The 26,986-nt window shown below is 68.2% G+C and carries 21 protein-coding genes and 1 pseudogene; 19 read left to right on the top strand and 3 right to left on the bottom strand.

Features of this window, described 5'->3' with window-relative positions:
* From SNOUR_RS41865 to istB, 13 genes are all read left to right on the top strand, one after another.
* Positions 1–870 (top strand): hypothetical protein, encoded by an 870-nt coding sequence (locus tag SNOUR_RS41865; RefSeq protein WP_067342831.1) that lies wholly within the window; start codon positions 1–3, stop codon positions 868–870.
* A gap of 34 nt (positions 871–904) precedes the next feature.
* On the top strand, positions 905–1,165 hold the full coding sequence (locus SNOUR_RS41860) for a hypothetical protein (protein WP_067342833.1): 261 nt from the start codon (positions 905–907) through the stop codon (positions 1,163–1,165).
* Positions 1,165–1,782 carry a hypothetical protein gene (locus SNOUR_RS41855; RefSeq protein ID WP_067342835.1) on the top strand — a complete coding sequence of 206 codons (618 nt, stop codon included), beginning with the start codon at positions 1,165–1,167 and terminating at the stop codon, positions 1,780–1,782. Before SNOUR_RS41860 ends, SNOUR_RS41855 begins: the two co-directional genes overlap by 1 nt.
* A gap of 112 nt (positions 1,783–1,894) precedes the next feature.
* Complete coding sequence (locus tag SNOUR_RS41850; protein ID WP_067342837.1) at positions 1,895–2,350, top strand: hypothetical protein; 456 nt, start codon at positions 1,895–1,897, stop codon at positions 2,348–2,350.
* A complete protein-coding gene (locus tag SNOUR_RS41845) occupies positions 2,350–4,080 on the top strand; it encodes a hypothetical protein (protein WP_067342839.1) in 1,731 nt (576 codons plus the stop codon). The genes SNOUR_RS41850 and SNOUR_RS41845 overlap by 1 nt, the downstream gene beginning before the upstream one ends.
* A gap of 195 nt (positions 4,081–4,275) precedes the next feature.
* On the top strand, positions 4,276–4,869 hold the full coding sequence (locus SNOUR_RS41840; RefSeq protein WP_067342840.1) for a hypothetical protein: 594 nt from the start codon (positions 4,276–4,278) through the stop codon (positions 4,867–4,869).
* A 320-nt stretch (positions 4,870–5,189) separates the two neighbouring features.
* The gene (locus tag SNOUR_RS41835) at positions 5,190–5,774 is read left to right on the top strand and encodes a hypothetical protein (protein WP_067342842.1); all 585 of its coding nucleotides are present in this window, start codon (positions 5,190–5,192) and stop codon (positions 5,772–5,774) included.
* 78 nt (positions 5,775–5,852) lie between these two features.
* Positions 5,853–6,155, top strand: a complete 303-nt coding sequence (locus SNOUR_RS41830) for a hypothetical protein (RefSeq protein WP_067342844.1) — start codon at positions 5,853–5,855, stop codon at positions 6,153–6,155.
* Between the two features lie 92 nt (positions 6,156–6,247).
* Entirely contained in the window at positions 6,248–6,529 is a 282-nt protein-coding gene (locus tag SNOUR_RS41825; RefSeq protein WP_067342845.1) for a hypothetical protein, read from the top strand.
* A 2-nt stretch (positions 6,530–6,531) separates the two neighbouring features.
* Positions 6,532–6,750, top strand: a complete 219-nt coding sequence (locus SNOUR_RS41820) for a hypothetical protein (protein ID WP_067342847.1) — start codon at positions 6,532–6,534, stop codon at positions 6,748–6,750.
* 106 nt (positions 6,751–6,856) lie between these two features.
* A complete protein-coding gene (locus SNOUR_RS41815) occupies positions 6,857–11,314 on the top strand; it encodes a hypothetical protein (protein WP_067342849.1) in 4,458 nt (1,485 codons plus the stop codon).
* A 139-nt stretch (positions 11,315–11,453) separates the two neighbouring features.
* A complete protein-coding gene (gene istA, locus SNOUR_RS41810) occupies positions 11,454–13,076 on the top strand; it encodes an IS21 family transposase (protein WP_167739084.1) in 1,623 nt (540 codons plus the stop codon).
* Positions 13,073–13,843 (top strand): IS21-like element helper ATPase IstB, encoded by a 771-nt coding sequence (istB, locus tag SNOUR_RS41805; RefSeq protein WP_312631428.1) that lies wholly within the window; start codon positions 13,073–13,075, stop codon positions 13,841–13,843. The genes istA and istB overlap by 4 nt, the downstream gene beginning before the upstream one ends.
* On the opposite strand, the gene SNOUR_RS41800 is transcribed toward istB, so the two are convergent.
* On the bottom strand, positions 13,829–15,616 hold the full coding sequence (locus tag SNOUR_RS41800; protein WP_174717825.1) for a reverse transcriptase/maturase family protein: 1,788 nt from the start codon (positions 15,614–15,616) through the stop codon (positions 13,829–13,831). The two genes, istB and SNOUR_RS41800, sit on opposite strands and share 15 nt — an antisense overlap.
* 533 nt (positions 15,617–16,149) lie before the next feature.
* Between SNOUR_RS41800 and SNOUR_RS49050 the strand changes: the two are divergent.
* From SNOUR_RS49050 to SNOUR_RS41780, 5 genes and pseudogenes are all read left to right on the top strand, one after another.
* Positions 16,150–16,296: pseudogene (locus tag SNOUR_RS49050) on the top strand (ATP-binding protein); the annotation flags it as partial.
* A 222-nt stretch (positions 16,297–16,518) separates the two neighbouring features.
* On the top strand, positions 16,519–20,121 hold the full coding sequence (locus SNOUR_RS41795) for a hypothetical protein (RefSeq protein ID WP_067342852.1): 3,603 nt from the start codon (positions 16,519–16,521) through the stop codon (positions 20,119–20,121).
* 637 nt (positions 20,122–20,758) lie between these two features.
* The gene (locus SNOUR_RS41790; RefSeq protein ID WP_067342854.1) at positions 20,759–21,487 is read left to right on the top strand and encodes a DUF8842 C-terminal domain-containing protein; all 729 of its coding nucleotides are present in this window, start codon (positions 20,759–20,761) and stop codon (positions 21,485–21,487) included.
* Positions 21,488–22,597: 1,110 nt separating this feature from the next.
* Positions 22,598–23,806, top strand: coding sequence for an IS110 family RNA-guided transposase (locus tag SNOUR_RS41785; protein ID WP_067342856.1), 1,209 nt, complete (start codon positions 22,598–22,600; stop codon positions 23,804–23,806).
* Between the two features lie 1,117 nt (positions 23,807–24,923).
* Positions 24,924–25,508, top strand: a complete 585-nt coding sequence (locus SNOUR_RS41780) for a hypothetical protein (protein ID WP_159425706.1) — start codon at positions 24,924–24,926, stop codon at positions 25,506–25,508.
* Here the strand turns inward: SNOUR_RS41780 and SNOUR_RS49520 are convergent.
* The gene (locus SNOUR_RS49520) at positions 25,468–25,803 is read right to left on the bottom strand and encodes a helix-turn-helix domain-containing protein (RefSeq protein WP_376738479.1); all 336 of its coding nucleotides are present in this window, start codon (positions 25,801–25,803) and stop codon (positions 25,468–25,470) included. The genes SNOUR_RS41780 and SNOUR_RS49520 overlap by 41 nt on opposite strands.
* On the opposite strand from SNOUR_RS49520, the gene SNOUR_RS41775 reads away from it, so the two are divergent.
* A complete protein-coding gene (locus SNOUR_RS41775; protein WP_159425707.1) occupies positions 25,769–26,329 on the top strand; it encodes a hypothetical protein in 561 nt (186 codons plus the stop codon). The genes SNOUR_RS49520 and SNOUR_RS41775 overlap by 35 nt on opposite strands.
* A gap of 285 nt (positions 26,330–26,614) precedes the next feature.
* On the opposite strand, the gene SNOUR_RS46920 is transcribed toward SNOUR_RS41775, so the two are convergent.
* Complete coding sequence (locus SNOUR_RS46920) at positions 26,615–26,773, bottom strand: hypothetical protein (RefSeq protein WP_159425708.1); 159 nt, start codon at positions 26,771–26,773, stop codon at positions 26,615–26,617.
* Between the last annotated feature and the right edge of the window lie 213 nt (positions 26,774–26,986).

Here is a 26,986-nt window from a genome sequence, read left to right as displayed (position 1 = left end):
ATGTCCGACCCCATCTGGAACGATATGCGGCTCGTTTCTGAACCGCTCCGCCTGATCGCGTATGAGACAGCCGCCATGCTCGGCCCGGAGTGGCGGGTCGAGGGCATCTTGAGTTCCGCGATCGTCGTGCACCCCATCGGATTCCGAATCGCCCTGGACGACGGCGCGGACCGAGTCCTTCTCACCGCGCATGTGTCGATCAGCCGCGACAAGCTCAGGCCGCTGGAAGATGTCACCGCCGTGATCGAGACGGCCGACGACCGCTCAGTCAGTGTCCAGCGGACGGTGCAGGCCATCCGCACCGAGATCCTGCCGCACTTCGGACGGGAGGACGCAGTGGCCGGCCTGCGGGTGCTCTCCTTGCCGCTGCGGGATGCGGGAATCAACGCCATCGCCCGGCCTCACACCGAGCGGACGACTATCGAGTACAAGCGAGAGCGGCTGAATGTATCAATCCGGGAGTACGAAGACGGAGAACGACGTCCCCTCCATGTGATCATCACCGCCCCGACCGACGACAGCACCCGTGTGGAGATCCGCCTCCCGCACTTGTCCGTCCGGGAGGCGGCACGAATCACGCAGGGCATCCGGCCGGTCCTCGGCACTCCCATGAAGGGCGTCGAGAACCTTCCGAAGGAATACCGCGCCACGCTCGCCGTGACCTTCCCGGGCCTGATCGCGAAGCATGTCGTCAGCGACATGCCCAGGTACACCGACCTGCAAGACGTCAGTGGCGTTCTCACCATCCGGCATGCCCTGGCCGTGACGCGTGAAGAAACCGGAACCCGGAGCCGGACGTGGGCTGCTGTGTGGCTGCGCAACGCCTCCGTCGCCCAGGCGTACACGGTCCTCAGCGCATACGCATCCTGACCCACCCGACCAAGGAACCACGGAAAGAGGACTGATGAGCACGCCGGTACGGTGGGACGCGTGGATACACACCTGGATCGACAAGGACGGAATCCAGCGGCAGGCGAAGATCCACTACACCCGAGATGATCACGAGGTCGTGTGGGACCCACGCTGGCTCGGTGACGAGGAGCCCTGGTTCGACTCCAGCACTACCAACTGGCGTTGCGGTGACGATGAGTTGGTAACCCTCGGCGACCCCAACGCCCCGCATTTCGGTCCGATAGACCCCGACGAGGAAGAGGAATTCAACTGATGGAGCCCCAGACCGACCGCGGCATCATCGACCTGCGCACGCTGCCGAGCATCCGAGACATCGACCGCAGCCACCTGCCGCCGCTGGAGCAGTCGTTGAACGGGCGTCATGAGCTGATCATCGGCGACATTGCCCGCTTCCGCTCCGGCTTCGAGTACTACGCGCCGATCGCCCCCGACGAGGACGGCCGGCCCCGAGGTGGGACGTTGTCCCTGGACGAGGCGCAAGCCCGCCACGTCTACGCTCAGCTCGGCGCGATGTTCAAGCGCTGGGACCTGGAGAACGAGCGCGAGGCTGACTGGTCCAGCCGCCCTCACTTCAGCGCCTGGATGACCTACGGCATCGGTCACCTCTCCCAGCCGCGCATGGAAGTCGCCGTGTGGCAGGACAAGTTGATTGGCGAGCATCCGGGCGACGAGCGGGCGTGGTCGCCCGACTACCCCACGCCCGCTGCCTTCCGCGCGCTGACCACGGTGACCGCCGAAGACGGGGACCCCGAGGACGGCCGGCACGAGGCCGAGCAGCTTCTGAGCGAGGCCGGGTGGCGCGTGATCGGCGAGTGGCGCGACGCCGAGGACATGGCCTACATCGTCACGGTCGAACGCGCCGAGGACTGACATCCCGGCGCGACGTACGCCCCAAGACAGCGGCGGCTCATCCAAATCCGGGTGGGCCGCTTTTCCATGCTCGGGAAACCGCCCGACCGAGGAACCACGAAAGGACAACGCAATGGAACCCAATGAGCCCGAGCCGGCTGACACCGAGGAAGCGGGATCGGTCCTCACGAAATATGCCGTGAACTGGCACTCGAAGGAGCGCCCCGACATCGTGCGCAGGACGCGCAGCATCGTCGATTCAGCCGACATGACACGGCCTGGTGATCCTGAGCAGCGGGACCAGATCATCCGCGTCCAGCTCGCGAGCCTCCTGCCGATCGGCCAGGGACCGGGGGACGTCATCCTCGATACGGTCGACCCGATCTGCAATTGCGAGCCGTTTCCGGAGTCGGCGAACTGCCTCTACCGCGAGTACCAGGGCCGGCGGTTCTACCTGTCCGCGTCCATCGCCAAGCGCGGCCACGAGGTCATCCACGACCGGCACGGGGACAAGATCCTCGGCGTCGTGCACAACACGCTCAGCGTCAAGTTCCTAACCATGGTCAGAGAAGAATACGGGCACCAGTGATGCCCGACGACTTCCACTTCACCGCCCGGGCGGTGACCGTCCAGGCCGAAGCCGACAGCGAACCGAGCGGCTATGTATGGACCGACGGCCACGGCGCAAACGCAGTGCAGGAGCAGCGCCCGACCGCCCAGGAACTCACCGGCCCGATCGATGACGCCCTCCTGGCCTACTTCGCCGAGACGTACGCCGCCGTCGCCGCCGGAACCGCGATCCCGGTGCGCGCCGACATGGTCCGCCCCGGCATGGACGTGATCGCCGCCGTCCGCCTGGAAGACCGCACCATCGGCACCGTGAAGGCGTACAACGGCCCCGGCACCCCGTGGGTTCAGATCACGTGGACCACCCGCACCCACGCTGACAGCGTCATGGGCGACGCCCGCGTGTTCGAGCCCGGACACCACCTGATCGTTGCGGTCGACTCTCTCGCCCGCCTGTACGGCACCGCCCCCGCCCCCGCCGCGCGCTCGGCCGCCGAGGTCCTCGCCGCCGACCCCGTTCCCGCTGGCGCCTCCGTCCTCGAAGGCATGCCCGGCCGCGAACTCACCCGCGAGGAGCTGCGCACGCCCGCCGAAGTCCTCGCTCACACGGACTACGTCGTCCAGCTCCGCGACGCGGGCCGTTGGATCCTGCCCAACCACGACGACCAGGCCGACATCGACCGCGGCGGCGTCGCTATGGTGCAGCGCCGCATGCTCGACAACACCCCCGGTCGCGCCCGCACCACCCTGGACACCGACGGCACCGTCTACGTGTCCAACGGCTACCAGGCCGCCCGGTACATCCCCACCGCGTTGATCGCTGACCACTCCGTCGACTTCTGCCCCGGCTGCGGCACGCCGTACGCCACAAACGGGGACGGCCCCTGCACCGGTGGCCGCTCCGTCCCCACCGCCGAGGAGCGCCCGGCCGACGACGTCAAGACCCGTCGCCACGCGGTGCAGTTCGCCGGAAAGTGGTGGGCCGACCAGCACACCGAGGAGCCGACCGACGAGGCACTGTGCGCCGCGTTCGCCCACTGCGTGAAGCCGCCTCGGCCGGAGCTGTACCCCGCGATCCGTGAGGCCATCGCCGCCGAGATGCCCCCGGCCACCGCCGCGCCCCTGTTCACCGCGCTCGCCGCGTACGAGGCCATCCGCGACGCGTCCCTGAGCGAGTCCCCGCGCGACCTGCACACGATCGCCTGCCACCTGGAGACGCTGCCCCTGGCCGCGCCCGCCGGCCTTCACCCCGAGCTGCGCGCGGCACGGGACGCCACCGAGGAAGCATGGGAGGCCCTGCGCACCGCCGAAGGGCTCGCCAGCCGCACCGCCGCCCGGGACAAGGCGCGCGCCGCCATCGAGCGCGCCCGCGCGGCAGTCCTGGCTGTCGAGCCGCGCGCCGAGCAGATGCGCGGCACGTACGTCCCCGCCACGGCCGAGGAGATCCGGACGGCGGCCCGCGCGTACATGGCCACCATGGGCACGCCCGACGAGCGTGCCGCCATCGAGACCGGCACGCCCAGCATCCGCGTGGACTGCCGGCCGGTGCTGCCGACCGGGAAGCAGGTGTTCGTCCGGATCACGGCGGTCGTCGACTCGCCCATGGGCCGTATCCCCGCGCACCCGCCCCTGATCGTGCGCATCGCCCGGCTCGACGGCCGCCTGAACGCGGCGGACAACGCCCGTAAGGCCCTGAACCACTTGTTCCGCGTCGAGGTCCCCGTCGAGTACGCCGGACTGAGCCAGGTCTGATCCCGCACCGTGGCGCCGCCCGGCGATCGGGTCGGGCGGCGCCCCCGCGGCCCCGTACGCGCCCACGTGCGTGTGACCGGTTCAGAAAGTCCAGAAACCGCGTCTGTTCGCCCTGCTGGGCGGCGACGTTAGCCGGGCCTGCCCGGCGCAATCCCCGGCGAGAGCAGGCCGGTACCCGAAGGAGAGGAACACCTGATGAGCAGCAGCGAGCAGCAGGCGGCGTACGCCATGCGGATGGTGAACGGCGGTACGCCGGAGCGCATCGAGTTGGAGGCGGCGCATCGAGCGGTAGAGCCCGACAAGCACGGCGAGGGGGGTGTGCGGCAGTCCCAGGTGGGGGAGCTGCGCCCGGCCGTGAGCGGTGAAGGTGCGGAGCTGGACGCGGTGGGAGTCCTGCCGGAGTACGCGCAGGACCCGGGCGTTATCGCAGCGATAGACATCCTGCGGGCGGCCGAAGTTCCGGTGGCCACGGTTCCCGGTCGCAAGATGCTGTACCGGGAGTGGCACAGCCCGGAGGGGCCGCAGGGCGCGTTCATGTGGCCCGGGGCGGGGCGGACGCTGGAACTCTTCTGGTTCATCGACGGTGCGCAGGACGAGCGGGGCATGAGGTCCCGTAAGTCGCGGACCGTCCGCACCGCCCGGAACTCTGCTCTCGACACCGTCGCCGCCGCGTTCGTTGAGGCAGGCTGGAAGGTGTGGCGGGTGGAGAGCAGCAACACGGCGACACGGCGCGCCCTGCGGGTGGACGTGACGCCCCCGCTGGCCGAGAAGCCGCAGGCCAGTTCCTGACCCTGCCCAGTGCCGTCTGGCCGAATGAGGCGGCGGCGCCCTCACCACCACCGCGCCGTCGACGTCGGACGTACCTGGCTGAGCCCCGGCCGTCCGGCCGTACCCGAGCCAGATCGTGCCCCGGGTACGGCCCCACCCCAGCACGCCACACCTCAACCAACACCATCCACCTCCAGGATGTCGGCCGGCGGCCTGCCGTAGAGGCGGCCTCGAAGCCGACCGCGGAGGGCGTCACGTACGGAGCCTTCCGGGACGAACTGACCGTCCCGCACGTCGACGAGTGCGACGACGACTGCTCCTCCTGCCGGGAGAACAACATCATGACCGCTTGGCGTGAACGCCAGACCGTCACCGAACTGCCGCCCGTTTCGGGCATCTTCAGCAGCATGCTCGCAATGGAGGAACGAAAGGTCTGGAAGGTCGAGGACGCCGGCCACGTGTTCACCGTCCAGGGCCAGCCGAATGAGGACCCGCAGCGAGCCGCCTTCTACGTATGGGAGGGGGAGAGCATCGAACTCATTCCGGCCGACGAACTCGTGTCCACCTTCTCTCTGGACCGGGCTCAGTTCTTCATCGCACGCCTAGTGCACAAGGACGACTTCAAGGACTTCGACTGGCTCAATAGGGAAGCCGCCTTCATGGCCGAGTCCGACCCCTGGACCACCGAAGTACCGGACGGCGAAGGAGTCTGGGAATTCACCTTCGACTTCCCCAACGACCCTGCACGAGGCCGGTACTCCTACGTGGCCGACGGCGAATTCTCGTACGCGCGTGAGGTGGCCATCACCCACTTCATCACTGATCAGGAAGCTGACCCGGTCGATGCCCGACTGTGTGAGTGGAACGCGGGCGTACCCACCGGCCTCTACGGCTGGAACGACGTTCGGAAGGCCACCACCTGCTGACTGCTTCGGCGCTCCGCGTCAGCGACGTGGAGTCGCCGTGGCGGCCAACAGGCGCCCGCAACGAGGAAGGAGAAGAGCATGCAGTGTGGCTTCAAGGGGTGCACGAGCACCAACTTCGAGATGGCGCCCGTTGTGTTCATCGACGTCGATGCATCCGACACGCCCACGTTCGAGATCCGGGGTATCGGAGGGGATCTCCTCAACCGCGTATGCGCGAAGTGCGCGAGCGAGGTCGACGGTTCGGATACAGAATTTGATAAGGCAGTTCGGAATTTTCTCGGAGAGCTGCAAAACAAGCTGAGTGGCGATCTCGAACTGTTGCCCAAGGTGTACCCCGACGGAACCCGGATCGACGGAAATTCCGTTTCCACCGACGCGTAGGACAAGACGAATTCGACGGCGGGCCGCTCCCTTCGGGGAACGGCCCGCTTTTGTGTCCGGTAACCCCCGGCAGAAGGAGGATCCGAATCACCATGAAGTACACGACAAAGGCGTGGCTTAGTACCACCGCCACCGAGATCGAGATCAAGCAGGATACCCGCCCAACCTGCGGGGGATTTCCGGGTGACGAGGCGCGCTGCATCATGCGACCGGATCACGTCGTGACGTACACGGTGAACCGTACAGGGATTCCCGGCCTCGGCGAGCGCAGGAACGAGTTCGCTTGCTACCAGCACCTTCACCCCATTGTCCTGCACGCCGAAGAAATGGCGGTCGCAGGGCACGCCTCGATCACGGCGTACAAGGAAGGCTGACCGTGGCCCGCAAGCGACCCAAGATCAATCAGAGCATCGTCGAGATGCTGGAGGAGGCGGAGAAGACCCTGTTGGACGTGCTGATGAAACACGACCCGACGGTCACCGAAGCTCCCGTCAATACCACAGAGATCACCAAGGATCTGCGGCGCCTCAAGTACTACGCCCTCGGAAAACTCGAACTCGCCTTGGAGGAGATCAAGGGGGAGGAATCGAACTGAACCACCCACGCCGTGAACCAGACGGATTCGACGCAGCCCCGGCCGGAACATGGCCGGGGCTGCATTGTGCCCGGTACTCCGCCAGCTGAACCAAAAGGATGCAGAAGTGAGCGACTACTCCGATCGTGCAGCACATGGATATGACGGCCCGCAGGGGCAACAGGACCAGACAGATATTGCGCCGGTGTTGGTGTCGGCGGAGGGGGCCGAGGTGGCTGGGGTGGACATGGTGGCGCAGGCGGTATCGGATGGCGCCCCGCGGAATCTGGGGTCGTTGGGGCGTAAGGCGCAGGCGCGGGGGTGGGAGTGCTCCGTGTGGCGTGACAGTGCGCGGTGCTGGCGTCTGGTGATGAAAGGGTTGTGGCTGGCGCCGGATGGGCGTGGTGATCTTCAGATGACGGATGTGGTGGCCGAGGCTGTGTGGAACGGCAGTCGGTGGGGGTCGGGGACGATGGGGTGTGTGGAGCCCGATGGTTCCGTGACGGTGGTGCACTCCGGCTGCGGGTATCGGGACATGCTTGCCCGCGTCCGAGATGAGGCATGGACGCTGGTGGACCGCACGGGGGAGCGGGAGCAGCGTACGGCGCAGGGGCGGGACGCTGGCCACTGGTGTGAGGTGGCTGGGGAGCGTTCGGCGGATGCGGCGGGGGCGCTGGAGCGGGCGCAGGTGGCGTTGGATGCGGTGACCGCACGGCGCGGCGAGGCTGCGTGGGTGGCGCAGGCGGAGTTGGAGGGGGGCCCGCATTACCGGGCGGCGTATCGGATCGCGTGCCGGGCTCGGGATGTGGTCGAGGCGCTGATGTTTGATGTGTCGGACACGGAGGCTCGCGGCCTGGTGCCGGATGCGCGTCGGGCGTTTGAGATGGCGCGGCGTGTGGCCCGGCTGGCGCAGTTGGCCGTGGACGCGGCCGACCGTTTGGAGAAGGCCCTGTTGGCGCCTGAGGCGGATGAACTGTTCGCTCCGTTGCTGGCGGCCGCTCAGGCCGAGGTGGCGCGGCGGGACGCCGAACGTCTTGCTGCCGCTCCGGGTATGAACCTGGAGACGTTCCTCGGGCAGGTGCGAGGGATCCTCTCCGAGTACGTGCGCCGGTACGCGGATGCTCCGGCATTTGTGGGGGTGGCGCGTGAGCAGTGGGGCGCGGTGTTCGACGCCGAGCGCGAGCGACGGTTTGAGCAGTCCACGGCGGAAGGTGAGGTGTGGGAGGGGCTGTGGGATGCGCGGGACCGCGCGGTAATCGAGCTTGCGGGGGCGGCGGGGCATGAGGAGGTGGCGGAGGAGGGGCGTGCGCTGGACGTTCCGGGCGCCAGGGTGCGGCGCGGTGAGCGCGGAGACATGGTGGCTGCCGCCTGGCGGGCTCTGACCGGCAGCCGGATCGGGATGTACACGCTCCGCCCGTGGCGGGATATGCGGGCTTTGGAGGCAATGCTCCGGGACGGCCGCGTGCCGGCCGGCCCTGAGGCGGCCGAGTTGCGACGGGCGTTGCTGCTGATGGTGGCCGAACGGAATCGGAGCGAAGCACGCCGCCAGGCCCGGGTCGTAATGGAGAAGTGGGAGCAGCGGCGTAGCGAACAGCCGTTGGCGGTGAACGTCGTGGCGCGCGGCTGGGCGTTGGCGGCTGGGTGCGGGCCGGTGGAGACGTACCGGCGGGAGTTGCGGGCGGGGTGGGCGCGGATCACATGGTTCAAGGCAGCGTTCCCGTGCCCTGTGGTGCGGGTGGAGGGGCGTCGGGTGGTGGTGACGCCGGTGGGTGCTGATGTGTCGGCGGGGATGCTGGCGCACCGTGCGGCGCAGGTGTGGGCGTCAGCGGCTGCCGCGCCGATGGGCGAGGAGCACGATCCGACGTTCCCGCGGTGGGTGTCGTCTTCTAGCCGGGAGATTGAGTGGGGGGTTCGGCAGCGCGAGAAGCGGTCGGCTGTGGAGCGTGAGGAGGCGGCGGCGAACGCCCGGGCCGAAGCCACGCTGCAGGTAGGGGCTTGGCTGGGCGAAGTGGTGCCGGGGGCGGTGCTGGGGTCGGTGGAGGTTGCGGCGCCGGTGGAGCGCAACGGCCACGAAGGACTGATCGAGTACCACGAACAGCGTGGTGGGGAGGGTCCGTTTCGGGTGATGTGCAGGTGCCCCGGCATGGGGACCAGGGGGCAGTTCATGGACGGTGATCGGGTGCTGCGTTTCGCTACCGCGCAGGCTGCGCGGGACGCGTTCGCCGAGCACGCCGCGCCGGCTCCCGTGGCCGGTCCCGAAGGCGCGGCGCCGGGTGTGATGACCGACCGTGAACGCGCCAACGTCCTCCGGTGGCAAGCCCGTCTCCCCGAGGTGCTCCGCGCTATCGACGCAGGCGCCGTGAAAGTCACGACGTCGGGCAAGTGGCGCATCCGTAAGGGCGCCCCGGTCCTGCTCAGGGATATGGGGTGGGCGACCGGTCACGGACTGGCAGGGATCACGGTTCCTGAGGATGACGCCGCGCCGCTGTCTGTGGAGTTGACCACCAAGGGACATGAGGCGTTGGCGGTGTGGGACGCACACCAGCCTCCGCAACCGGGCCCCGAGCCGGCTCCACAAGGGGCGCCGAGGGTGGACGTGGCGAGGTGTAAGCGCGCGGTGATCAACGCGGCCGGCGGTGCTGCTACGGCGGTCCTGCGGCTGACGGACGGCCGGTGGAAGGAACTTCACGCGGTGGACCTGACGCCGCCTGGGGAGGCCCGGTGGTTCGTGCGCGGTGCGATGGATCCCGGTGCGGTGAAGGCGGCGAACGCGGCGCTTGCCTCCTTGGGGCTGGTGGCCGAATGGGGGGATGCCGGGTACGACGGGCCGTTCAAGGGCCGCACGGCACGCCTGTCTGCCGCACCTGAGGTGAAATCGGCCCCTGAGCCGGCTCCGGTCCCGGTGCGGGCGGAAGCGGTGGTCACGGAAGACGTGGACGCCGCGCGGTACGACCTGCCCACGGGGTACGTACAGCTGCGGCAGGTGGCGCAGCAACAGGGCTGGTCGTTCCGGGCGCACCCGGGGATCGTGGTCAAGGCTCCGGATCGCGATGCGGTCCCGGCACCCGAGGCGTCCGAGGAAACCAGCGAACCTGAGGAGACCGAGGGGCCGCAGTCGACGGCGCCGGCCGGGCCAGGCCGCCAGGCAGTCCCCCTCCACGCGTTCGCCGGCGCCCCGTCAGATGAGCTGATCGCGCTTGGGTGCGTGGTGACAGGCGCCAACGAGGGGGGCCGGTGCGACATCTGCCACGGCCGCTTCGGTCTCCTCATCGAGGGAGAGCAGGACGGGACACGGTTCCAGGCTGACCGGTGGTGCCTTGGCCGGTACACCGACGCGCCAGCCCAGGCTGCGCAGATGGGCGCGGACGATCACGAAGATCTGGCGGTGGCCTTCGCCGGTCGCACTTGGGGCGAGATCGTGGAGAGCAGCCGGAAAGCGTCGGCCGCGCAGCGGGAATGGGTGCACCTTGAGCGCATGGCGTATGTCGCCTGGTGGGTACGCGCCATCCCCGCCGATGCCATGGACACCCCCGCGGTGGGATGCGGCGAGGAGATGACCCGGACTGGGGAGGCGGACGGGTACGCGTCGATCATGACCACGGCATACGGCCACACGTACCGCATCGAGACCAACCACCGGCTGAAGAAGCCGTTCGTGGTCAAGAACGGCGACGGCAGGAAGGTGGGCGCGGCGTCGGACCGTGGCAACGTGTGGGCAATGGTGCGCCAGGACTCCGAAACGCGCATGCTGGCTGCCGCAGACGACCACGTGCAGCGCGCCCTGGTGGGTGCTCCGCAGGGTAAGTCGGATGAGGGCTGGGAGATCACCTACGGCGGATGGCAGTCGTACGGGATGGAGCGGTACGGGGAACAGTTCGTGGTCTGGGAAGGGCCCGGGTACGGCCACGATCCCAAGACGCGGCGGCTGGTGGGGATCGCCGACAGTAAGCCGGCGGCGCATCAGTTGGTGGTGCAGGCGTACAACGCGACGCGGGCGCGCCTGGCGGAGTTGGCAGAGCAGGACCGTAAGGCGCGGGAAGCGGTCAAGGTTCCCGAGGCGGGAGCGGATGACGCGGCGGAGGTAGTGACTCCCATTCCTGCACACTCCCCCGGCAGCCACTGCGGGGACGATGAGCACGGACCCGTTCGAGATGCTGACAGCGGCGTTGAACGCGTTGGCCGACCGGTGGGCGACGGCGCCGAAACCGAAGACGGGGACGAGGGCAGCGAGATGCTTCCGGCCGACCCCGAGACCGGCGCACCGGAACAGTCCATCGCCGAACGTGAGCGGTGGTACCCGGACTACATGGACGCGGTGGGCATCGTTCCGCGCCTGGGATGGTCGGAGAAGGTTGCCGAGGTAGCCGGATGGGCGGCCGCGGGACGGCTGACCATGGACACCGACGGGGTGGTACGGCTCGATGGAGGCCGCGCGGTGAGCGGGCCTCGGGTTCGGCTGTTGGCCACCGGCGGGTTTGTGCGGCTCCCCGTGCAGGGGCACTGCGGGCCGGTCCAAGCCACAGCAGACGGGAAGCGCGCAGCGTACCTGGCGACGCTGCACACCTCCGGGTGGCTTTGTTCATGAGTCGTGACGGCGGTTGTACACGGGTTCTGGAGGCGCCCGGTTCCACGGTCGGGTGATGTTCACGAGTTTTGACGGCGGTGGGGGGCTTGCCAGGACAGCATCGGGGTGTTTCCGGTGAAAGGTCCTGGTCATGCCGCAGATGTCGAAGGTCGAGCTGTACGCGGCGATCCGGCGGGACCACCGGGCTGGCCTGGCGATGCGGGAGCTGGAGCGCAAGTACAACGTCGGCTGGCGGACGGTGCGCAAGGCTCTGGACTCGGCCTGGCCGGAGCCGCGCAAGCCGCTGCCGCCGCGGCCGTCGGCGCTCGATCCGTACAAGGCGGTGATCGACGGGATCCTGCGGGCGGACCTGGACGCGCCGCGCAAGCAGCGGCACACGGTGACGCGGATCTTTCACCGGCTGGTCGAGGAACACGGCGCCGAGGTGTCGTATCCGATGGTCAGGCGGTATGTCGCCGACCGGAAGCCGCAGATCGCGGTGGAGGCGGGCAAGGCGCCCATCGAGGCGTTCGTCCCGCAGACCCATCCGCCGGGGATGGAGGCGGAGGTCGACTTCGGTGACGTGGCCGTGCGGCTCGCCGGCGAGCTGGTGACCTGCTACTTGTTCTCCTTCCGCCTGTCGTATTCCGGCAAGGCCGTCCACCGGGTGTTCGCCTCCGCCGGCCAGGAAGCCTTCTTCGAGGGCCACGTGCACGCGCTGCGGACGCTGGGCGGTGTCCCGCGGGGGCGGGTGCGCTACGACAATCTCAAGGCCGCCGTCGCCCAGGTGCTGGGACTGAGCCGGGCCCGGGTGGAGACCGACCGGTGGATCGCCTTCCGGTCGCACTTCGGCATCGAGAGCTTCTACTGCCGCCCCGGCATCGACGGCGCCCACGAGAAGGGCGGGGTCGAGGGGCAGATCGGCTACTTCCGCCGCAACCACTTCACCCCGGTGCCGGAGGTTTCCTCGCTGGCGGAGCTGAACGAGATGGTCGAGCAGTGGGACCTGCACGACGGCCGGCGCCGGATCGGCTCGCGGCCGCGGACCATCGACGAGTACTTCGAGCTCGAACGGCCGCTGCTGCTGCCGCTGCCGGAGGAGCCGTTCGAGACCGGGCGGGTGTTCACCCCCAGGGTCGACCGCTACAGCCAGATCACCGTCCGCACCAACCGCTACTCGGTGCCCGTCCGCCTGATCGGCAAGCGGGTCCGGGTCGTCCTGCACGCCTCCCACCTGGTGGTTTACGACCAGAATGTGGAAGTCGCCCGGCATGAGCGGCTGATCGCCAAGGCCGGCTGCCGCCTGGAGCTGGACCACTACCTCGAAGCCCTGATCCGCAAGCCAGGCGCCTTCCCCGGCGCCACCGCCCTCGAACAGGCCCGCTCGGCAGGCAAGTTCACCCCCGTCCATGACGCCTGGTGGGCCCAGGCCCGCAAGGTCCACGGCGAGCGGGACGGCACCCGGGCCCTGATCGAGGTGCTGCTGCTGGGCCGGCACATCCCGCACGAGCACCTGGTCGCCGGGCTGGCCACCGCCTTGCGGGCCGGAGCCCTGACCGCGGACGCGGTCGCGCTGGAGGCCCGCAAGGCCGCCCAGGCCGAGGACGAACCACCGGCCACCGGTCCGGGACCGACGCCAGGAAACGTGACGTTCCTGCACGAGTGGCGTCTTGCCCACCTTCCGCCGGACACCAGGCCGCTGCCCTCGGTGACCCCCTATGACCAGTTGCTCCGACGCCGTCGCGAAAGCGGCGGTGACCACCGTGAGGGAGAAGCGCAATGACCACCCTGCCCCGCCAGCGAGGCTTGACCGAGCAGGCCGCCGACGCCGCCATCGACACCGCCTGCCGCATGCTGCGGCTTCCGTCGATCCGCAAGGAGTTCTCCGACATCGCCGAGCGGGCGCTCAAGGAGCAGATGAGCTACCGGGGCTTCCTCGCCGAACTGCTGATGGCCGAGTGCGACGACCGGGCCCGCCGCCGCTCGGAGCGGCGGATCAAGGCGGCTGGCTTCCCGAGGGAGAAGTCCCTTCGGACGTTCGACTTCGACGCCAACCCCAATATCGACGCGGCCACCGTCCACACCCTCGCCTCCTGCGAGTGGATCAAGAAGGGGCAGCCGCTCTGCCTGATCGGCGACTCCGGCACCGGCAAGTCCCACATGCTCATCGCCCTCGGCACGGAGGCCGCTATGAAGGGCTACCGGGTCCGCTACACGCTCGCCACGAAGCTGGTCAACGAGCTGGTCGAGGCCGCCGACGAGAAGCAGCTGAACAAGACCATCGCCCGCTACGGCCGCGTCGACCTGCTCTGCATCGACGAACTCGGCTACATGGAACTCGACCGGCACGGCGCCGAACTGCTCTTCCAGGTCCTGACCGAGCGCGAGGAGAAGAACAGCGTCGCCATCGCCTCCAACGAGTCCTTCGGCGGTGAAGTAGGCCGCCGACGAGGTGCCCCTGGCTGGGGTCCTTTTCCGACGGCCCCTTCCCGAACGGTACGGGCGCCTTTCAACGCATACCGCTCTCCAGTGACGTCATCTCCGAGTTGAGACCGTGGCCCGTCCTCTATGGATTTCCCAATGGCAGTCGTGACAGACCACAAGGGTCTTGCGTCGACGTTGCGCCATGAGCCTTACCCAGGGAGAAGGTTCGGGCCGACCAGGCCGGTTGAGATCTGCCATCTTACGGATGTGGTGGACTTGCAGACCATTCCGCGATCTGCACATCTCACACTGCCCCGCCAAGAGCCGGTGAATCAGCTCGTTGCTGCCGGTGTATCTCGTTGACGGTTTCCTGTCGACCAGGTCAGCAAAACGTTGCCGCTTCAGCGGGATTCCGCCAAAGCGGGCGACCAGTGGCTTCCTGCCGTCACTGCGCTTGACTATGACCTGCATGCACGTCCGTGGCCCGTCGGGCGTCTGGACGGTCGCCCTATGTCGGCGAGCCATCCTGGTGACGGTGGACTGATGCTTCCTGGCCAGAGTCTTGAGCATGGATGTCTCCATGACCCAGTGCAGTATGCCCAGACGTCCCACGTTTTGGGCCAGCAGGTAGTACTGGACGAGTCCCCGATATTCCGCTTGGTACTTCGCAACGATCGAGTAGTCCTGATCGTGTATCAGTGCCCCGCGAAACTTGGATTTCCCGCGCTTCATATACAACGCGCACCGATTCCGGATTACATCCCGTGGCACGTATAGGCCGATACAGCCATTGACCGCTCGACGCCCCCGAGTGATCTTCGTGTCGGCAAGCTGAGTCCTCAGTTCATAACCGAGGAAGCGCGCCGCCTGGCTGGCAGCGTGCGTGATCAAGGTTTTGGACTCGGAGAGTTCCAGCCTGAGTTCGTCATGCAGGAAATCCTTCATCCGTTTTTTGATCTCCATGGCTTCTCGCTTTGGCCCAGCGAATCCGAGCAGCCAGTCGTCGGCATAGCGGACATACCGCAGCCGCCGATAGTCCGGATCATCCGGGTCGGCACTGGGAAGGCGTCGCAGCTGCTGCCGAAGCGCATGTACTGCCGCCTTATCTCCACGCTGGCCTGCCCGTTTAATCCTCGCTTCGACGCGCCAGTACTCCCGGTTCCGCCGGCGCAGCCTGCCCCGGTTGTAGTCCGGCATGAGGCGCTGTTCAACGAACTGATCCAGCCGGTCCAGGTAGATGTTGGACAGGATCGGAGAGGCCACGCCACCCTGTGGCGCACCACTGAGCGTGGCATTCCATCGCCAGTCCTCCAAGTACCCGGCCTTGAGCATCTGGCGGATCAGCCGCAGAAATCGTCCATCGTGGATTCGCTCTCCCAGGATTGCGAGCATCACCCCGTGATCCAGACTGCCGAAGCAATCGGAGATGTCTCCCTCGATGAACCAATGTGTTCCCTTCCAGACTTCCACCACCTCGTTGAGCGCGGTGTGGCAGCCCCGACCGGGGCGGAAGCCGTGGGAGTGACGGGAGAACTGGACGTCGTAGTACGCCTCCCAAAGGAGGCGGACCACCTCAGCGACCAGCTTGTCCGACCACGTAGGCAGTCCGAGCGGTCTCTTTCTCCCGTTCTTCTTTGGGATGTAGGTCCGCCGAACCGGAGTCCAACGATACGTCTCGGCACGTAACTTACCGATGATCGTGTCGATCTTCTCCAGGGACATACCATCCACGGTTTCCCCGGTGGCCCCGGGCGTCATCGCACCCTTGTTGGCGTAGATGCGCCCGTAAGCCATCAGGAACAACTGCGGGTTGAACAATTGCCGATACAGTCTTGCCAGCGGCAGACCTTGCCTGCCGCGTTCCCGGAGGACGCCCAGCACCGTTGCGGCGCTCTGCATTACGCATACCTCCCATCGCCGGACGCCTCAATCACCTGTGCCCCTTCGCCCTGTGACCGGCTTTCCCGGCCTCCCTGGCAGGTCGTCACTCCTGCGACTACTACGGGCACTCCGTCGCCATAGAGCTCGCGCCCCGTAGGCGATCCCGTGGTACGTCTTCGTTGTACGTATCTAGCGCGACTTAGGCCGCCCACTCATTCCCTTGGCCGCCCTCGCTGGGAGGCGCTCAACGCCATGGAGGTTGCTCCAGCCTCCAACCGCGACCGAAGCATGGCGTGACGTCGAATTCAGGCGTCGTTTCGACGGGTGTCTTTCGCACCGCTGGGAATTGGGCTTCAAGTAATCAAGCCTTAGCCATATCGCGCGGGTCTTGCGGCACCCCGCCCTGGACGCCTCCAGACGGACACCGCTTTCCGAGCATGCTGTTGTCCCCTCACGCTTTCGCGCTCAAGTAAGCCCGGCGACCCAAGAACCTCCCTCCAAGTTCATCCCGACTGCGTCGGGGATACAACGAAGCGCCGCACGGCGCACGCTGGACCAAGACGTTCACCGACCCCCGCCTCTGCGCGGCCATCGTCGACCGCCTGACCTTCAACGGCACGATCATCGAGACCGGCACCGACTCCTACCGGCTCGCCTCCACCCGGGCCCGGGCCGAGGAACCCGCTAAGGCCGGCTGACATCCGCAGGCCCGAACTCGATGGCCCGCCGCCCTCACGGGCGGCGGGCCATCCCACGAAGTGACGTCATTTCTCATGCACATCCACGCCCCCGCAGACCGCGTCCCGCCGCCAAAACCGATGGACAAACGCTGTCGCTTGAAGTGAACGAAGCCATCCGGGCTCCACAAGACGGACAAGGAGGCGAAAGCGGCGCGCCTGGAAGCCGCCTCGGGCTCGCGTGTGTCGAAACAGGAAGCGCGAGACCAAGCCGAGCGGCTGCCGTTCCTGCCCCGCGGCGAGGCAGAGAAGGCGCACCGCGCGGCCCAGATGCGGGAGCTAGAGCAGTGGGTAGCCGACGCCCCGAAGCGTCGCGCAGAGCTGGAAGCGATCACCGCCAAAGGTGAGCTGCGGGACCGTGAGCGGGCGGCCAGGCGGGAACGGCAGATTGCGGAGCGGGAAGCTGCGCGAGCCAAACGAGAAGCGCAGGCATGGGAACGACGGTTCGCCGGATGCGCCGAGGTCGAGGAGGACGAGGAGCAGCAGGACATGAGCGGCGCGGGGAAGCGGCGGATCACGCTCACGCGGATCATTGACGGCATGTGGCACGCGACCACACGCGGCGAGGTCTTCAATGTCGCGAAAGAGTCGGCAGGGTGGGTCGTCGTCGCTCCGGATGATGCACGAATCGGCGTGCCGGTGATCGGTGCGGACGGTGAGCCGGACGCGGAGAGCGTGCGGGCGTTGGTGCGGGCGTACCTGGACGACGAGCCGGCACCGGCCGTGGAAGAAGCGCGCGGGGAGCACGGCTACACGTGGGCGGACGTACGGCGACGGCCGGCCGCGGATGGCCAGGTGGGTGATGTCTTCGTGGTGCCTGGGGTGGGGACGGCGTACGAGGAGTTGTCGGATGGGGTGGTGCGCGGGACCGGGGTCGCTGTTGGGATGCCCCTGGATGGGGTGGCGTGGACGATCACGGCGCGCTCCGGGGACATGATGACGGCGAAGAACCATCGAGGCGAGCGGCATACAGAACTCGTTAAGGCAGGGGCGTATGTGCTTCGTGTCGAGTCGTTGCGAAACGTTGTGGATTCGGAGTCTGGGGGTTCGGAGGCGTTCTTCTCGGCAGCGGGGCCCGAGGTGGTGGCCGATGGTGTGGGCAGCTGTGGAGGTGTTCGCAGTGGTCCTGTTGGCGATCAGGCCGATGTGTCGACGGCTGGTCAGGTGCCCGGCGGTGCCGTGAGCGACGCGCTGGTAGGCAACGGAGAGGAGGGCGACCAGGCGGCAGTGGCGCCGGCTCCCGTACCGGTACCGGTGGAGGGGAACTACATCTCACGGCCGGCGGCGCGGGCGACGGCGTTGGACCTGGCCGAGCGGGAGTGGGCGGTGGAGTGTGACCGGCACGGCCCGATGACGGTCCTGGTGGACAAGTTCGGGGAGCCGACGGAACGCAGGGACCGGGCGGGAGTGTTCACCGGCCGGGAGGATGCGGAGTACGCGGCCGGGCTACACCTGGACGAGCACCAGCGGCGGGATGCGGGAGTGATGACGCCTGAAGAGATCGACGAGGCGGCCGCGCTGGCGCTCAGCAGCGCGCAATCTAACGTGTTGTGGTGGGCGCACGACGGGAAGCTGTTCGAGACCGCGGACGGGTTCGTGGCCGAGGACACGTCGGCGACGCGGTTCGATGTGAACACCAGGGTTGCCAAGGGTCGGGTGTTGACGCTGTGGGCGGCCGGCATCGTGGGCGCAGCCGCGGGCGGTCCGGGATGCCGAAAGATCGTGCTGACGGCGAAGGGACGCCGGACGCGGGACCTCTGGCGCCGGGCGCGGCAGATCGAGGCGGTGGAGTGCGCGGTCGCGGACAACGGCTTCGGGGTGTCGGCGGCGGATCGGCGCCGGTACCCGCTGCTGAGTGAAGATCGGCTCTTCAAGGGGGAGGAGGCGGGGCCGACAGTCGCGGAGCTCAAGGCCGCGCGGGATGCGGCGGCGGCTGAGGCGGCGCGGATCGAGGCGGAGCGCGAGACTCTGCCCGCGGCCGCTGTGGACCTGGTGGCCGAAGCTGAGGAGCAGGGGTGGTCGGTGCGCACTCAGGTGCAGTCGGATCACGCGGTGATGTTGGCGACGCGGGAGCCGGACGGCCTGGCGGTCAAGGCCGCTTGGAAGCACGAGGGGGCTGACGGCTGGCGGTACATGATCGGTGGTGCGGCCAGTGACCATGTGGCGATCAATGACATTCGTGATCTCGACCAGGTGCGGCGCTGCTTGTTCGAGTCAGGGGTGCTGGTACCGGTGAAGGTGGCCGACGTTGTCACCGGTCCCGGGACGCTGGAGGGGTGGGCGGATGACGGCGGGTACTGCCCTGGTGTCGCCGCGCCTGCGGGCGTCGTCCAGGGCGCGGGCGCCGAGGTGGAGAAGGTGCCGGCGGCGCGGTGGGGGGACGGTCCGGCGCTGGTGTTCATCGCCTCCCGCAAGAGCGCTCCGGCGCGAGCGCGCGGGTTGTGGGTGGTGACGCGTGAGGAGGCGCAGCGGTTTTGCTCGCATGCGGCGACGCGTGGGCGGTCCTTCTTCCTGGCGTGGACGGAGCGGCCCGGTGTCGAAGGTGAGGACTGGAGGTGGGTGCGCGATACCGGGTCGTTCGATTTGGTGTTGGCAGAGCTGGGGGTGACGCCCCGGCGGGTGTGGGATGTGGCGGAGGTGGAGCGGTTCCCGGAGTCGTGCCCCCGGTGCTTTGACCGGGACTATGTGCGCGGTGAGCGGTGCGCGGCGTGCCCGACGTTCGGCAGGGGTCGGCACCAGGTTGCCAGCGTGGTTCAGGCGGCCGCGGACGCGGAGTTGCAGGCAGCGATCAAGGGGGCGCTGGTGCGGGCGGCCTTGCCGGCTCCGCGGTACGTCAAGGGTCAGCGGGTGATGGTCACGCCCGAGCCGGTGACGCACGGCGGGGTGACGGTGCAGGGGTTGCCGTGGCGGGGGACGTTTGACCGCTACGAGACGTACGGGCGGGCGTGGGTGCTCCAGGACGGAGAGTACTCGCCGGTGATCGTGCCGGCTCGGGAGGCGAGCGCCGACGTGGCGCCGCCGGAGCATGTGACGCGAGTGTTCACGGTGCCGGGTCAGGGGGCGCGGTCGCGGCGTGCGGGGTATGACCCCACGCTCGATGTGGTCGCGTGGGTGACGTGCTCGTGTGGATGGTCGGCAAGGGCTGGCGGTAATGAGTGGGGCGCGTGCGTGGGGTGGGGGCGTGCTCATGTGGCGGCAGCTCAGGTGGGGCCGTGGAGGGTGCTGGCGCCACCGTATGTTCCGGGTCCGCGGGTGTTCGCGATAGATCCAGTGACGGGTGGTGAGGCATCGCAGGATTGTGGCCTTGGATTTCAAAGCGTAACTGCGCCCCCACGTCTTGCTATCGAAGGCATATCGGCGGGTGAGGCATTGCCGAGGCAGTGTGAGGTGACGGAGTGTCGGCACCGGCAGACGAGCGAACCGGCTCCCTGTAGGGATCACGCAGGGTGCGCTCGGCGCCGTCAGCTCGACGGCGCCGTGGCTGTGCAGTTGGACGACGACGCAACGGTGGTTCGGCTGGCGCGGGTTCCTGCCACCAGGACCGAGCCGTCGACGTCGCCCCACGGCCCGGCCCCCCTGCAGCTCGCCGACCCAGTCGCCGTGTTCGCTGAGGTTGTCAGTGCATTTGACCTGGATGAGCCCACGACTCGAACGAAAGGGAATACGCAGGTTCGCGAGCCGGCCAAGGAAGATACTCAACGAGACCGCAAGAAGCGGGCCGCTCAGCGGCGAGCGGCCAAAGCAAGGGCCGCACTGGAAAGCGCCGGGCAGCAGCGCTTGTTCTAAGAACAGGCATCAGAGCACTTTTCATCATCAACGACTCCGACCTGCCCGACGCGGGTCGCACGCTGCTGCACCTGCCCTTCTTCCGCGAGTGGTTCGCCGAACAGGCCGGATGGGACGACGGCACTCTGCCGGACCTGCTGTGTCTCGCCGACGACTCCCACCCCGGCTCCCCGAGTAGGCCACCTCAACGGCCTCCGCCGCGAGCGGGCCGAACACCTTGCCGCGTCCGACAGCTCCCAGGCCCTGCCGCCCGCGCCCCTGCTCGCCCTCCTGGGCTGACCTGCACCACTCCCCCGCCCGGCCCGCATCCGGGCCCCGCACGAGCGTGAGGGTGGTCGACGACAGAGGCCCGGATCGGGCCCTCCGACATGTTCAGCCTGGCCTTTAGGCCAGTCCTTTGCGCCCGAACAGACGTCCCCACTTCGGTCAGACGGGCATACTTCCCTTGGCCACCCGATCACCTTGGCCGAGGAACAGGACCTTGAACCCTCCAGCACACTCGGGCCAGGCTGATCTCCCTGGAACCACAGACCAGTTGGGAGGACAGCCCATGCCCGACTCGTGCCAGGTCTGACGCCGGTACGGTGAGCCAAAGCCGAAGCCACCGAGGCCACCGGCACGAGGGAGGGGAGCAGGCATGGCGTTGGCCGTACGGATGAGCCCGGAGGTCGAGGCGGCCCTTGGTCCGCAGATGGCCCTGCAGGCCCGGAGCATCGCCGAGGGGACGTGCATCGAGTGCCGGGAGCCGCTCGACAGCGGGCCGGTCAACGTCGTGTTCGGCCGGAGCACCGTGGCGACCGCCGGCAGCATCTGGTTCGCCCACGACCGCTGTGCGCCGTCGAGGGTCATCGCGCTGAACGCCGAGGCCACGGCCGCGGTCGTCCAACCCGAGGGCGGGCTCGACATGACGATGGCCACGGACATCGTGGACGGCACACCCATGCTTGTTGCCCGGATGGTCATGACGCCACTGACGGACTCCGGCACCCACGGCGCCGAGCCCCGCAACATCCTGATGCAGAGCCTGTTGGAGAACGGGTTCCACCTGGTCACGGCCGAGTTGGACGCCCCACCACTAGGACAGTGGGTCGCCGTGTTCCAGCCGCACGGCCGCAACCTGCAGCTCATCGTGCTGGATCCGTCCGGCCAGCGCTTCTACCACGGCACACTTGCCAAGCCCATCCCCGGATGGATCAAGAGCGTGCTCGACGTCCGCCAGGTGCTGCTCCTGGCCGGGGACATCGGCGGCCGCCACGACGACGAGCCGGACCAGTTGCGCGAGGCCCTGGCCGTCGCCGCCAGCAACGGCCAGCTGGCCGGCGCCCGCATTGCGTGCGGCCGCCCCACCGACTTCGGCCTCAACTAACCCACTCGACCAGACATTTCAGGGGGAAACATGAGCTTCACGCCCAAAGGCTGCCTTTTGATTCTGCTCGCCGCCATCGTCCTTGGCGTGATGCGGTGGCATCGTCGGTTGGGCCGAACCGGACCACGCCCAGCACCTGCGTCCGCGACGTGACGCCCATCTCCAGCACCACGACGAACGAGCACGGCCACCCGGGGATGAACTACGAGGGTACGGCCAGCCGGCGGCGGCAGCGTCTCTCCTCACCATCCCAAGATCGCCACACCAGTCCATATTGGATGCGCCTCTTCGCAAGATGCAGTCCGCCCCGATGCAAACCGCGCCTACGGAACGGAACGTCCCGTCCCCAACGAGGAGAACACCAGTGTCCGGCAAGATAAAGATCACGGTTGAGGGGTACCTGTCCTCCGACCCCAAACTGCGTTTCACTCCCAAAGGCACCCCGGCAGCACGGATATTGGTGGTGACGCCATGTCGGCAGTGGGACCATTAAAGCCACCGTTGGATCCCTGACGAGGCTCAACTTACGATCGGGACCGCGCTGGGTCAGTTGGCACTCGACATGTGTGAAGTCCTCCGGGACAGCTTTCCGGTAACCGTTACTGGCCATCTGGCAGGCACCGATAATGGATACGTGGAGCTCGACCTCACTGACGTGGCGATCAGCCTGCGAAATGGCACCGAACCCGCCAAGTCCGCCCACCCAAAAGCGTCTTACGACGTGCGAAAGCTGAGACTCCCCACACCACACGAGGCCCCTGCCGTGTCTTTCGGTGCAGCACCCCTTCCTGCGATACCTCCTCCCCCAGCAACCCCACCGCGGATTCCTCCACAGCCCCCTACGCCCCCCCGTTATGTTTTTCGCGGTCCTGCAAGAGGGCCGCTGGCCTCCGGGCCCGGCATGACTGTTCCCCCCTGTCGAAGGCATGACCTGGGGGGTGGTGTCACCGGGCCCGGGAGGTGCCGTCGGAGACGCTGATAAGAGGTCCGACCGCCGCCTGGCCGGGTGCAATGCCCGGCCGCTCGCGGGCGGCAGGTCTGCATAACGTGGATGCGCGCGTACGACACCGACGCCGAGGCCGACACCGGCAACGTTCCTGGAAGGGCGCGATGTTCGATACCGAAGACGTGGGCGTGTTCCTCGGCCTGGACGTCGGCAAGACCGCTCACCACGGCCACGGACTCACCCCGGCCGGCAAGAAGGTCTTCGACAAGCCCCTGCCCAACAGCGAGCCGAAACTGCGGGCCGTGTTCGACAAGCTGGCCGCGAAGTTCGGCACCGTCCTGGTGATCGTGGACCAGCCCGCCTCCATCGGCGCCCTCCCGCTGACCGTCGCCCGCGACGCGGGCTGCAAGGTCGCCTACCTGCCGGGACTGGCGATGCGGCGGATCGCCGACCTCTACCCGGGCGAGGCCAAGACCGATGCGAAAGACGCCGCGGTCATCGCGGACGCGGCCCGCACCATGCCGCACACCCTGCGCTCGCTGGAGGTGACCGACGAGAACACCGCTGAGCTGACCGTGCTCGTCGGCTTCGACCAGGACCTCGCGGCCGAGACCACCCGCACCTCCAACCGCATCCGCGGCCTGCTCACCCAGTTCCACCCCAGCCTGGAGCGAGTCCTGGGTCCCCGCCTCGACCACGTCGCGGTGACCTGGCTGCTGGAACGCTACGGATCCCCGGCCGCCCTGCGAAAAGCCGGACGCCGCAGACTCGTTGAGGTGATCCGCCCCAAGGCCCCGCGCATGGCCACCCGACTGATCGACGACATCTTCGACGCCCTGGACGAACAGACCGTCGTCGTCCCCGGGACCGGCACCCTGGACGTGGTCATCCCGTCCCTGGCCCGTTCCCTCACGGCCGTCCACGAACAGCGCAGGGCCCTGGAAGCCCAGATCAGCGAACTGCTGGAGGCCCACCCTCTTTCCCCGGTCCTGACCTCGATGCCCGGGGTCGCGGTCAGGACCGCCGCCGTCCTGCTGGTCACCGTCGGCGACGGAACCAGCTTCCCCACCGCCGCCCACCTCGCCTCCTACGCCGGCCTCGCCCCGGCCACCAAGTCCTCCGGGACCTCGATCCACGGCGAACACGCACCCCGAGGCGGAAACCGGCAGCTCAAACGCGCAATGTTCCTCTCCGCGTTCGCCGCCCTGCACGACCACGCCTCCCGCACCTACTACGACAAATGCCGAGCCCGCAGGAAAACCCACACGCAAGCCCTCCTCCGCCTCGCACGCCACCGCATCAGCGTGCTCTTCGCCATGCTCCCCGACGGCACCTTCTACGAACTACGCACCCCCGAAACCGCCCCCGCATGACCCACTCCGCCTTGCCGAAGGACATAGAGGCACCCCCCCCCGCACCTCGCGTTCCTTCCTTCCCTGCGGCGCAGACGATGAAAGTCACGAACCCGAACTGGTTGTTCGAAGTCTGCCGTTCCGCCGCGGAAAACACATCTCGTCACGTGCACAAATCGCCGCGATGACCTGCGACAGCGATCTCGATGCCTGTCGAGTGGCCAGCCGGTCCTGACCGAGGACGAGTTGAATTGCCTGCTCAACGAGGATGGCTGCGGCGCCGGATGGGAGGAGAACGAAGCCTGCGACTGGATCGGTGCCGATGGGCAGGTCATGGGCTCGATGCTGGGGGCGGAACACGCCCGAGGCAGCAGTCCGGGCGCCGGGCAGGGGCCGCCACGCTCCCCGCCCGACACGCGGAGCCTACGGGTCGGCCCCGGCAGCCGTCTCCGACCTGTCGTGGCGGACCAGAACCGGGGTATGCGCCTCGGGGGCCGAAGTGCTTGTGCGGAAGTGCGCGATCGCAGGTCAGATGGTGTAGACGAATGACCAGTCCAGCCCCAGTCGTGGGCGGGGCGGCTGAATGCCTCGCCGGTGGCAAGGACGCGGCCCACGTCATGGCAGGTGGCAGGGCGGTGGTTCTTCGAGCCCGGCGTTCGGCCGGGGCCGGGTCCACATCAGTTAGCGTGCCCGCCCCGAGCGCTGACGGTGGGCCACGCGCACTGACTACGCTCGGCGGAGTCGAGTCTCTTGCCTGCCTGAGTGGGTGTAAGCCGTGTGTGGCCCCAGAGGCTTGGCAAACGCAGCACCCTTCTCCGCGCAAGCGGAGGAAGACGGGCCCCGGGCGACTGGGGACTTTGTCGTGTGTTCACTGCAATGTGGCGAACGCCCTCGCAGCCCGGCTACGCGCGCCATCATGCTCTGATGAACGCACCACTGGAAGTACCGGCGCGTCGCGTCGGCACGCCACTCGGCTGATCGCCACCTTGACTGCTCTGATCGGCGACTGCGCGGCGGCTGCCGGCGCGGTGTACGGGCCGATCGCTGAGGCTTCGCCGGAGCAGGCCGGCGTGCCCGGCCGTCATCTCGACGCGGATGACGGAATTGGCTGCCCGTGCAGGCCGCTAGGGTGACCTGCATGACGCGTTCCACCGTGCCCGTACGCGACGGGCTGCCCACGTCCAAAGAGCTCACGCAGGCCCTGGCCAAGCTGCAGATCCCGCTGAAGGGCTCAATCCTGGAGAACATGACCGAGGACCGGAAGGTCGCGGTCCTGACCGGCATCCTCAACGCGTGGGCTCAGGCGTACGCGATGACCGCGATCGAGGAGGCCAAGCTCGGCCTAGAGGAGTTCTACCTGCTGGTGGAGTCCTCCCAGTCCGAGGTGTCGTTGTCACCGTCGGCGCCCGGGCAGGCTCCGCTCATCGATACCAACATGATCGTTGAGCGGCTGAGGTGGACCGAGGCGCACCTGGCGGCCGTCGACGGGTTCAGCGGACGCACCATCGCAGATCCGATGCGGGGCATCCTGCAGTGCCTGATCGGCCTGGTGGAGCAATGGCGCGACTCGATGGCCGACCCCGCCGCGCAGCTCGGCGATTCCGACACTCGTTTCGCTGACAGCGAGACCGGCGCGACGCATGTCCGTGAACTCGCCGTACATATCCAGGACTTGGCAACACTCATGTTCGGAACGCCCGAGCCGGATACCGGCGGTGCGTAGGCTTCGGGCCCGTGCCGTCATCGGCCTCGTCCACCATGCGTTCGTCGGCGGACCGGCCGTCGTCGGCCCAGCGGCCGAACGGGCCCTCGCAGCCGGGGCCCCGGGCTCCGAGGACTACCCCGACCTTCGTGCGGTGCGACGGTAGCCGGGTCACGACGCCGCCTTCCCGGCTGCCCCAGGAACGGAAGGCCACCCCCGCGTCGGTCAGCAGGCGGTGCGCGCTGCCATACGACCGGCCCGTCACCTCGGCCAGTGCCCTGATGGATGGTGTCGCACCGCCAGGCCACCGCCCCATCGTCCCGGATGGGGGATTCGGCGTCGCCGCCTTCGCTGGAGCGGAACCGGTGCACCGGCGGGCGGCGTTGTCGACCACACGGCCGGTGAAAGACCTCCACCGCCACGTCGAGGGCCTTGCAGTGGTCGACCAACTCGATCGCCTCCAGAGAAGCCAGCCAGTCCCGCCCGAGCCGGTACGGCGCGAGGGGATGCTGCTTGCGCTCGGCCTGTGGGAGGGTGGTGAGCCAGTGCTGGGTGACCTCGTGGCTAAACTGCCGCTCCGGGTCGGCGTACACCGCAACCTGCTCCGGCTCTGCGCTGTCACACTCGGCGCGCAGCTGTTTGGACAGCTTCTGCACCTGCCGGCGCAGGTCAGCGCTCGTGTCGTCCTTCTCCCACAGCAGCCGTTCCTTCTCGGCGAGCTGGGCGGTGTGCCGGTCCAGTTCGGCCTCGCGCCGGACATCCTCCTCGCCCTCCGGCTGGGCCGGGGTCTCCTCGATGCGCTGGACGAGCACGACCGGCGGCGGTGCGCAGGTGGGCTGTGACCGGTCGCGGCCTCGGGCAGCGCCGGATCGACCTGGGTCAGCGGATGGTGCTGCAAGGGACCAGCGCGGTCGGCGTCTGGCAGGTAGGTGCGCACCGCGCCGCCCAGACGCTGAGCCGGTCCAGCCTGTTCGAGAGCGCCCTGCTGGCAGCGTCGTCGGCCATCACCGCGACCTCCGTGAGGTCGCCAGCCTGCTCGCGCAGGATGTCCGCATCGAGCAGGGGGCGGTCACCGCGGCGGTGGGAGGTGCCGATAGGTCGGGCACGACCGAGCCGACGGCGTCCTCCTAATCGTCCTCGGTGCCGTCACCGACGGCGTACGTCCACCACCAGGCGGCCTCCAGCAAGGTGCCGTCTTCGGCGTGCGCCTCGATCCGCCACTGGCCGAGGGTGTCGATCCCGAAGACGACCCTGTGCGGGGTCTTGGCCTCCACCAGCGGCACCACGCTGGGGATGTCGTCACCGAAGGCCGAGCCTGCTGTAGTCGATGCCGGACTCGGCGGCGGTCTGCTACCCCTCGGACACGCGCTGTCTCCCCTCCACGATCAGGACGTCACCGTACGGCGCGATGTGCCGCCTGCGGACGGGCATTGGCCAGGACCGTACACGAACGGGTGGCCTTCGGCCTGAACGTGTCCGACTCCGCTGGGGTGTTTCAT

Source organism: Streptomyces noursei ATCC 11455, assembly GCF_001704275.1.
Taxonomy (GTDB): domain Bacteria; phylum Actinomycetota; class Actinomycetes; order Streptomycetales; family Streptomycetaceae; genus Streptomyces; species Streptomyces noursei.
The sequence above is the reverse complement of the archived record's forward strand: the minus strand, read 5'-3'. Positions and strand labels throughout refer to the sequence as shown.